This window comes from Methanospirillum hungatei (assembly GCF_020216685.1).
GTDB lineage: Archaea > Halobacteriota > Methanomicrobia > Methanomicrobiales > Methanospirillaceae > Methanospirillum > Methanospirillum hungatei_B.
In genome coordinates this window covers 1-8,212 of the sequence record NZ_JAIWNS010000214.1, presented here as the reverse complement: position 1 = coordinate 8,212, position 8,212 = coordinate 1, and the positions used below count along the sequence as shown (strand labels likewise).

Sequence of the window (8,212 nt, the reverse complement as noted above, 5' to 3'; positions counted from 1 at the left end):
ACTGATGGTGATATGACGCTTGTGTATGAGGATGACGGATATGGAATCGCTGTCAGTAATAAAGAAAAGATCTTTGAACGGGGATTTGGAAGCAATACGGGGTACGGACTCTTTCTTGCCAGGGAGATCGTAAACATTTCCGGGTTTTCAATTATTGAAACAGGAACCTTTGGAGAAGGTGCCAGGTTTGAGATATCTATCCCGAAGGGATTATGGAAACATGAACCCCAAGACCATATGATTTAATCATCATAATACCTACTACCTGCTATGCAAAAGATGAAATGCAGTATCTGCGGCCATGTGTACGATCCGGTCATCGGGGATAAGGATGCTCCTGCCGGAACTGATTTTGAAAACCTGCCACAGGAATGGGTATGCCCGGTCTGTCTTGCGGCAAAAAGACTCTTTCGACCGGTCTGATTCAGGCAATAACCTTCACTATTTTCCCTTTTTTCATGATCGATACCTTCCCGCCGCTTTCAGACACCACAAACCCGATTGCATCGGTAACATACGTAAGCGCTGCGACTGATGAATGACGGGTCCCCATTCCTTTCGGTAGAGATATAAGTGAGGTATCGACGGTGATATATCGTCCTGCCGCCTCCAGCAGACCATTCCCGCTCACAACAAATGCACCGTCCAAAAGCGCATATTCTTTCAACATCTCTCTGACATCAGGAACAGCAATATTTCTCATTTCAGGAGGATGACCGGCGAACGGATTTAATATCAACTGACGGGATCGCTTCAGTACTTCTTCTGAATCACCGATAAGAAAAGAGGTTCCGATGGTCTTTCCTTCCCGCCCTTCTCTTCCGATTTCAATACAAGCCTGAAGCACTGCATCAAACGCTTCTGGTGAGATGTCGGTAAAGGAAAGGATCCGATCACGCCAGGCCCGGGTTGATATCCTCTCTTCCCCGCTTGATACCTGTTCGGTCATATCAGTGCCCACACAGATGATCCCGGTCAGAGTATTGTCAGAGTCATACAATCCCCGGCTGGTCCAGGCAATCCAGAGATGATTTCCATTCTTTTTACAATGTTCAAAAATATGCAGGGCTGATGAGGATTCGTCAGATACTTCAAGAAACAGAGATGCCGGATTTATCACATTCTGTATCGCCCAGGGCGGAAAAAGTACTCCGATACTAATTCCTGTCAACTCATCCATCTCATATCCAAAACACCTGACCGCTGAAGGGTTGACAAAGGTGATAAATCCATCCGGATCAAGTCTGATGACCAGAGTTTCAGCAAGATACAGTTGTTCCCGGCATGTATACTCAGTCTCTCTGAGTGCAGAATGAAGAGCAGCATAATCACTACGGTCCTCAATAAACCAGATTCCGTCTCCCGGGTTATCCTCATGGAAAGAATGCACCGTGATCCGACAAGGCATCTCCTTTCCATCTTTCTTCCGGATCATCCCTTCAAGAGATGTATGAAGGCCCGGTTGACGAAAGAGTTCATCTCTTACAGTCTGTCCATTCATCAGCCATGTATCAGGAGCATGCCCGAGAATTTCATGCTCATCATACCCGGATCCCTGAAGAAAAGCCGGATTCACCCGGGTGACAGTTCCTCCCCGGACCTCCAGACAGGAGAGGGGCATCGTGCTGATGATCCGGTTATGATGATCATAGTCTTCCCGAAGAGATCGCTCTACCTTTGCCCGTCCTGATACCTGCCGAATCGATGCAAAGATCTGACGGGATGCATCTGACTCCTGAAGAGGAACTATAAAACTCCCCTGCGATATATCAAAAAAGATGGCGTTGTTATTCTGTATAATGTAAAAGAGAAAACCGGGATGATATCCGTGCACCATACACTGACGCTGCCAGCTGACGATACGACTCATATCATCCTCCCCGGCGAATGGCACGAGAATTATGTCAGGAGTGATAGCCTGATATTTTTCCTCTCCTTCAGCAATAGATCTGACCTCCCACAATTCAATCTGAAGATTGTCAGACAGGTGAGACTGAATGGAGGAAGCGTCCTTACTTTTGTCGTTGACAAGAAGGATTTTTACCATGATGAACAGAACCGGATCCCGCTCTTTGTTATTACAGATATCTTGCTACGGGATATAAGATGAGCTCTCTGGCTGAATATATATTCAAAGGATACTGAACAAACATTCTCCTCATGAAACGGGTATCTATGATCGTCTCAGGACAGGTTCAGGGAGTCGGGTTCAGGTATTATGTCCAGGATATTGCAGAGGACATGAGGATCATGGGGTGGGTGAGAAACCTCCCGGATGGGACGGTAGAGATCGATGCGGAAGGGAAAACAGACGTTCTTGAGACATTTATCCGGACAATCTCCCACACCAGGCAGGGAGCGATACAAGTGAGGAATGTTCAGGTTCAGGAGAAAGAGGTCTGTGGATATTCATTCTTTACTATCAGAAGAGATTGATAGTTTTATTGGTTTGAAAGATGATTGATAATTATGAAGGTTCTCTTTATATTTTCACTCTTGATCGTCATGGTAGTCTGCCTGATTTCACCAGTAAGTGCCGCCTGGTCAATCCCCCACGTATCTCCAAACACCCCAAACTGGAACGGATACTGGCAGTTTGAGTACGATCCCAACAATCCAATCTCCGCTGCCATGTATTGCTGCTGGTGGGAGATGGTGCACGGGCATCTCAGCAAATACTCTGATGCATTAAATGAGGAGACGAACGGAACGAGTTCATCCAGCGGCTCATCGGTACAGACGAAAAGCTACTGTCCGGCATGTCACATTGATGATTCATTTGCCACTCTTGAAGTAGACCCTGAACTCCAGGCCCTGCATGATGAACTGATGGAGACGAAACCCTGGCTGAAGGAAGGGAAAAACAAGAACACTGGTTCAGAGTCATCATCCAACAATACAACAACGGCCGTCATGTTCTTTAGTGAACCGACAAAGATCTGATTTTTCAATATTTTTTCCAGATATCCATGTGGCCCTCATTTTTGCGACAGATTCATTGCTCTTTAATAGATATATTGTATTGTGTCAGATATTAATCAGAATAATCAAATTTCAGATGAAAAAAGGTTTTATGCCGGATTTGGGAGAAGGATCATTGCCGGGATCATTGATGGAATTATAATTACCCTCATCGCCGGTTTTGCAGCATACTACCTGGGGCTGACTGAAGGATGGAGAATGCTTCTCATGATGATCCGGCATGAGGAGGTCAGAACCATGGACGGGATTCTGGTCACATCCGCTCTCCCCGGTCAGGTAGCAACCTTTCTCCTCGTCACCGTCATTGTAATCCCCTGGCTCTATTATGCAATTCTTGAGTCCTCTAAAAATCAGGCTACGTTAGGAAAGATGGCAGCACGGGCGGTTGTTACTGACCTGCATGGAAACCAGATAACCTTTGCCCGGGCATCACTGCGACACTTTTCAAAAATCATATCAATAATCACCTGTTTCGCAGGAATTTTTGCAATCGCATATACCCGTCATGCACAGGGTTTTCATGATATCATTGCAGCATGCCTGGTATATTACCGGCCGGAAAAAATTGAGTGATTATTTAACAGGGACCACAGGATATTCCCACAGGCTGGGGATCCTTGAATAATTTATCCCAGTTACTATTTCTATTTCCAAGCGATAACGAAGAGTCAGGAATTTCAGAGGTTGCATTAATAGAGGATGTATACCGCTGAAGGGCTGCCCAATCCTGTGCCCTGATGATATCACCCACCGACGCATATCCGGAGAGGGGATCGTTTGTTTCAGGGGCTTTCGATGTTTTATTTACCGTGGCATTTGCAGTCGTTGTGTTATTGCCAAGCCCGCTTGTTGAGTACATAACCATCCCTGCTCCAGCCAGCTCATCCAGCATTCCATTTTTTGTCTCGGTAAACATACTGGTCGGATCTTCACCGTTGAGGATCTTATCCCCTTCCCATTCAAATGACGTTGGCAGTGATCCAAATCCCGGGTTCGTTCCTGCTGATGAAGCAGCATGTGCAAATCCAATGAGAAGGAAAATGCACATTATTGCGCATGCAATGAATCGATAATGAACCTGCATATCAATCCTATACATGTTCACGATCGATACTGCATATACTTTCTTATACCACCGAAAAAAGAGAAATTGACGGTTTTCGCAATTACAGATGGAAGAGGTATGGCAGGGTGAATATCGCCACCATCAGAACGACCATACCGGTACTGACAAAGCCAACGATATGATCCGTATATCGTGCAAGTCCCCTGCGGGTCAGGATCCGTTCGGTCCCTTCTTTGAAGATAAAACCACCATCAAGAGGGATCATGGGGAGAGCGTTGAAAAGACCGGCCGCCAGGTTAATAAATCCACTCCAGAACAGAAGGTGTATGAGCTCCCAGTATCCTGGAAACGGTACGTGATAATACCCGGTATCGGCAACATCAAATCCCAGTATCCTCAGATACTGCCCTTCCATGGTCGGGTTAAACGGAACGGAAAGAAGCATGAAAATTCCAACCGGTGAGAACATGCTTTGCACGGTGTCAATAATCCCCTGACCATTGTAGTAAAAGACCCCCATGAATCCGGATTCACGACTCCCGAGTGCTTCAGGCCAGGGTGATACATTGAGCGAGTAATCTTTTCGTTCTCCTTTATGATCAAATCCCACAATGACCGTATCTCCCGGACGGGTTGTATTCAGAATGTCAGATACATCCTGTGAGGTTGATACCGACTCACCATTGACGGTCCTGATGATGGAGGGTGTCGGGACATCTGCCTGTGCTGCAGAGTAATTCTGATAAAGACCCACAACCACCGGTTCCTGGATTGGCACAGCCATCCCAATCAGGCTGACCATGAGACCAAAACTGATAAGACCAATAAGGATGTTATTGATGATTCCCGCTCCATACATCCGCATCCGTGGCCAGGGAGATGCTTTCTTCACCTCCTCATCATCAGGCTCAACAAAGGCCCCTATGGGAATTATCAGGAACAACACACCCATACTCTTTACTGCAATCTGCTCAACCCTGCAGAGAATGGCATGACCAAACTCATGAACCACCAAAGTCAGGATAAACGCAAACCAAACCGCAAAGGTTGATGGGACAAACTCATTGACCCCAGGAATGAGAAAGATATTCTGAGGCTTGTGAAGGGATGTTGGTTCAGGTTTTAATTCGAGGGTCAGGTTTACCGAGAGGAGGAGCATTATCACCATCGCAACGGACACGATGATCACCATCGCTACTCCAATCGTTCCATATATACGTAAAAAACCAGAGAACTTTCTGAAGTAGTCAAAAAATCCCACCTGATCTGTCTTCAGCCCGATAATCGGACCATACAGTGTGATAAAACGGGGATAGGGTTTATATGTCCGGATATATGCAAGAAGGAGGACATAGCCGGCAACACAGCCGAGCAGAATAAGAAGCCAGTCCATGAATGTTTACAGGTGGCCCTGAAAAGAAGAAAAGGTTATGGAACGGATATTAAAAATCAAGAAGAGAACTCTGGTTTTTCTGATGGAGAAGATTCTTTACGGTCTCCCAGCTTGAACGCGCAATGTCCGGAGGGTGATTATGCTGTCGGATGTACTCTGTGAGATAGGTAATTGTAACCTGGTCTGATGGATAGCCGCTCCCTATCTCACCATATTCCAGGGAGAGTTCTTCAATGATCCGGTCCCGTTCGACTTTCGCTATGATTGATGCGGCAGATACCGGTGGAAAGAGGGAATCAGCCTTATGACGGGCGACGATGGTGCAATCAGGTGGTGAGAATGATGAAACCGTCTCCCCATACCGTTCTTCGCTCACATCACATGCATCAACATATGCGCATGTACATTTTAGAGAAGTCAGAGCCTCTGCATGAGAGCGGGCAACTATCTCATTCATGGTCATTGTCCGGCGGAGCTCATCGATGTCATGTGCAGTCCGGATTACGATAGAAAATGGGAATTGTGCTTTAATATCTGCAGATATCTTTTCTCTGGATTTCGGGGATAATTTTTTCGAGTCGGCCACTCCAAGTGCGATCAGATCATCCATATCCATACATCCGACCGCGGCGACCACCATGGGACCCAGGACTGATCCTTTTCCAGCTTCATCAACACCACAGATCATCGGTTAAAAATGGGATGGATTGATGGAAAAATCTGATGTAAGGAAAAATCTGGCCGCAATTTCAAATGAATTGATAATGCAGTTGCAGTTCAAAATGTTTAAATATCCATCATGCATACTTGTAGAGGCACAAGCATTCGCCTCAGTGGCTCAGCCGGCAGAGCGCGTCCTTGGTAAGGACGAGGTCGCGAGTTCAAATCTCGCCTGAGGCTTACGTAATTATTTTTAAACGTCCACTTTAAAATATGGGCGATCTCGTTTTCTCATCGCTGATTGTTGTAATAATAACGTTCACATATTGTCATTTCTCCTGAAATCCTCTAAAATCACGACTGTATATGAGGGTGCTCGTGCTCACAATATATCAAATCATGATTTCTTTTTTAGAGAAACATAAAGAGCGCTTTTCGCGAATCTATGAGATGGATTCGTGTTGTATCGGTTTTGACATGGATCAAGGTCCCTCCTGTCTTATAGAACATACGAGGTAGAGTTCCCGTATCAATAACCATAATCTATATTTTGTATAACATACATCATATGACACTCTAATATTCTCTCGAAATAGTGAGTGATTCAATGAGTGAACATTTATGAGAAAGGATGACTTTTTAGAGATAATTCATGCTACAGCCGATCTAAATAGTCAGACGGTTTCACTCATCCGGATCATGATACTCTGGGCATTGAATGATGTTTCACCCGATGGAGTAACTGCCCGCCATTTAAAAGGTGCATTGCAGGTTCATGAAGGAAGTTTATATTCAAATCTTGATGCTCTAGAAAGGATGGGATATATTCAGTCACAAATGACCCGGTTCGAATCAAAAGAGATCAAAATGTATACTATCACGCCTGCAGGTCTTGAAGAGTGGAAAAAATTAAGCAGATGGTTCCAGATGATCACACGCTGCCATGAGGATGGACAATGACCAAATTTGATAAAGTGATAGCCATTTTAAAAGAATTGGGGATTCCTGCTGATATTAATGAATTTGATAGCCGGTTAATTATTCAAAAGACCGTCTGTCTACTCCAGCTTCGGGGTATATCGATAGGGTATCCATTTTCTATGTATATTCACGGTCCATACTCTCCGGAGTTAACGAGTGATTATTTCCTGGAGAAAGAAAAATTGCAGACTGGAGAGACTGATACTGAATTAACCGAAACAGAACGTGATATACTAAAAAAATTCTCTGAAATATTCAATCATGAAAAACCTTCACAATTAGAGATTTCATCAACATACGCGCATTTCACAAATACGTTATACTACTCATCAATTGACGCAATAAAAGCAACCAGAGAGTTAAAATCTCAATATTCCCAAGGTCAGATAGCTGTTGCTATTTCGAAAGCGAATCAGTTTCTTTATTCACCAACTCCTGATGATCTGCAGATCTTACGAGAAGAGACGACAGAATGGCAACATATCGGGTTTCACTCCCTGGAGTGGGCTGAATGAACTGGCAGCCAAAGGAAATATGGGAAATAGAATGACCGGATCCACAAGGGCATGAACAAGCAGGAAAACGATCGGGTGTAATTCTAGCGATATCATATGGGATGACCATTATTATCCCGTTTACAACCAAAACACAATTAGCAGCCCACCCCAATGCGTACCTGATTTTTCCGGATACACAGAATAATCTCCCTTATGAGAGCGTGGCTATATGTTTTCAAATCATGTCGATATCCGGAGATTGCATCAAAAGAAAGATTGGGGTAATATCTGATTCAGATTACGAAGCAATATTAGAAGTAGTAAAAGATATGCTTCAGATTTGAGAGAGAGGACGATATATTCAATTCATCCAATTCTTCGTAAGACATCGTAAATGCGATTTCACGAAAAATTTATAGTCGCATCAGGATTCATATGTTCGTTTTTTTCAATAATTTTCAACTTCAAATACCCGAAATCCCATATTTCCAAAACAGTAAATCACAAACAGCCTGATATCCGCTTGTGGATATTCCTTCATAACCTAATTCTGGCAATTTATAACTTACTAAGGTGAGAGTCTTTTCTCCCTGAGCAAGCTATCGAACCCCATGTTCTTTAACTGGTCATCCA

Annotated in this window: 11 protein-coding genes, 1 tRNA gene and 1 pseudogene; 9 read left to right on the top strand and 4 right to left on the bottom strand. The window is 44.3% G+C overall.

Annotation, left to right across the window (positions count from 1 at the left end; all coding sequences use genetic code 11):
- Nucleotides 1-246, top strand: a 246-nt coding sequence (locus LDL35_RS12995) for an ATP-binding protein (protein WP_369694933.1), incomplete at its 5' end; no start/stop codon positions are given.
- Between the two features lie 24 nt (nucleotides 247-270).
- Nucleotides 271-423 (top strand): rubredoxin, encoded by a 153-nt coding sequence (locus LDL35_RS12990; protein WP_304023130.1) that lies wholly within the window; start codon nucleotides 271-273, stop codon nucleotides 421-423.
- 1 nt (nucleotide 424) lies between these two features.
- On the opposite strand, the gene LDL35_RS12985 is transcribed toward LDL35_RS12990, so the two are convergent.
- A complete protein-coding gene (locus tag LDL35_RS12985; protein ID WP_304023128.1) occupies nucleotides 425-2,047 on the bottom strand; it encodes a PAS domain-containing protein in 1,623 nt (540 codons plus the stop codon).
- A 113-nt stretch (nucleotides 2,048-2,160) separates the two neighbouring features.
- Here LDL35_RS12985 and LDL35_RS12980 point away from each other — a divergent pair, with 113 nt between their 5' ends.
- The 3 genes from LDL35_RS12980 (at nucleotide 2,161) to LDL35_RS12970 (ending at nucleotide 3,555) form a co-directional block, all read left to right on the top strand.
- Entirely contained in the window at nucleotides 2,161-2,436 is a 276-nt protein-coding gene (locus LDL35_RS12980; protein ID WP_304023125.1) for an acylphosphatase, read from the top strand.
- Nucleotides 2,437-2,469: 33 nt separating this feature from the next.
- Nucleotides 2,470-2,943, top strand: a complete 474-nt coding sequence (locus LDL35_RS12975; RefSeq protein ID WP_304023122.1) for a hypothetical protein — start codon at nucleotides 2,470-2,472, stop codon at nucleotides 2,941-2,943.
- Nucleotides 2,944-3,024: 81 nt separating this feature from the next.
- The gene (locus LDL35_RS12970) at nucleotides 3,025-3,555 is read left to right on the top strand and encodes an RDD family protein (RefSeq protein ID WP_304023120.1); all 531 of its coding nucleotides are present in this window, start codon (nucleotides 3,025-3,027) and stop codon (nucleotides 3,553-3,555) included.
- A gap of 4 nt (nucleotides 3,556-3,559) precedes the next feature.
- Here LDL35_RS12970 and LDL35_RS12965 read toward each other — a convergent pair whose 3' ends face one another.
- From LDL35_RS12965 to rnhB, 3 genes are all read right to left on the bottom strand, one after another.
- A complete protein-coding gene (locus tag LDL35_RS12965) occupies nucleotides 3,560-4,081 on the bottom strand; it encodes a hypothetical protein (protein ID WP_304023118.1) in 522 nt (173 codons plus the stop codon).
- Between the two features lie 67 nt (nucleotides 4,082-4,148).
- The gene (locus LDL35_RS12960) at nucleotides 4,149-5,441 is read right to left on the bottom strand and encodes a site-2 protease family protein (protein ID WP_304023114.1); all 1,293 of its coding nucleotides are present in this window, start codon (nucleotides 5,439-5,441) and stop codon (nucleotides 4,149-4,151) included.
- Between the two features lie 49 nt (nucleotides 5,442-5,490).
- A complete protein-coding gene (gene rnhB / locus LDL35_RS12955) occupies nucleotides 5,491-6,129 on the bottom strand; it encodes a ribonuclease HII (protein ID WP_304023113.1) in 639 nt (212 codons plus the stop codon).
- Between the two features lie 139 nt (nucleotides 6,130-6,268).
- Here rnhB and LDL35_RS12950 point away from each other — a divergent pair.
- The 4 genes and pseudogenes from LDL35_RS12950 to LDL35_RS15440 all read left to right on the top strand — a co-directional run.
- Nucleotides 6,269-6,341: transfer RNA gene (locus LDL35_RS12950), tRNA-Thr, on the top strand.
- 381 nt (nucleotides 6,342-6,722) lie between these two features.
- Entirely contained in the window at nucleotides 6,723-7,061 is a 339-nt protein-coding gene (locus LDL35_RS12945) for a transcriptional regulator (protein ID WP_304023110.1), read from the top strand.
- Nucleotides 7,058-7,597 carry a hypothetical protein gene (locus LDL35_RS12940; protein WP_304023107.1) on the top strand — a complete coding sequence of 180 codons (540 nt, stop codon included), beginning with the start codon at nucleotides 7,058-7,060 and terminating at the stop codon, nucleotides 7,595-7,597. The genes LDL35_RS12945 and LDL35_RS12940 overlap by 4 nt, the downstream gene beginning before the upstream one ends.
- Before the next feature lie 53 nt (nucleotides 7,598-7,650).
- Nucleotides 7,651-7,923 (top strand): annotated as a pseudogene (locus tag LDL35_RS15440) (type II toxin-antitoxin system PemK/MazF family toxin); the annotation flags it as partial.
- Nucleotides 7,924-8,212 lie beyond the last annotated feature (289 nt).

Coding starts and splice junctions, on each gene's coding strand:
- LDL35_RS12945 (WP_304023110.1), top strand. CDS start 6,723: ATGAGAAAGGATGACTTTTTAGAGATAATTCATGCTACAGCCGATCTA.
- LDL35_RS12980 (WP_304023125.1), top strand. CDS start 2,161: ATGAAACGGGTATCTATGATCGTCTCAGGACAGGTTCAGGGAGTCGGG.
- LDL35_RS12965 (WP_304023118.1), bottom strand. CDS start 4,081: ATGTATAGGATTGATATGCAGGTTCATTATCGATTCATTGCATGCGCA.
- LDL35_RS12940 (WP_304023107.1), top strand. CDS start 7,058: ATGACCAAATTTGATAAAGTGATAGCCATTTTAAAAGAATTGGGGATT.
- LDL35_RS12985 (WP_304023128.1), bottom strand. CDS start 2,047: ATGGTAAAAATCCTTCTTGTCAACGACAAAAGTAAGGACGCTTCCTCC.
- LDL35_RS12975 (WP_304023122.1), top strand. CDS start 2,470: ATGAAGGTTCTCTTTATATTTTCACTCTTGATCGTCATGGTAGTCTGC.
- rnhB (WP_304023113.1), bottom strand. CDS start 6,129: ATGATCTGTGGTGTTGATGAAGCTGGAAAAGGATCAGTCCTGGGTCCC.
- LDL35_RS12960 (WP_304023114.1), bottom strand. CDS start 5,441: ATGGACTGGCTTCTTATTCTGCTCGGCTGTGTTGCCGGCTATGTCCTC.
- LDL35_RS12990 (WP_304023130.1), top strand. CDS start 271: ATGCAAAAGATGAAATGCAGTATCTGCGGCCATGTGTACGATCCGGTC.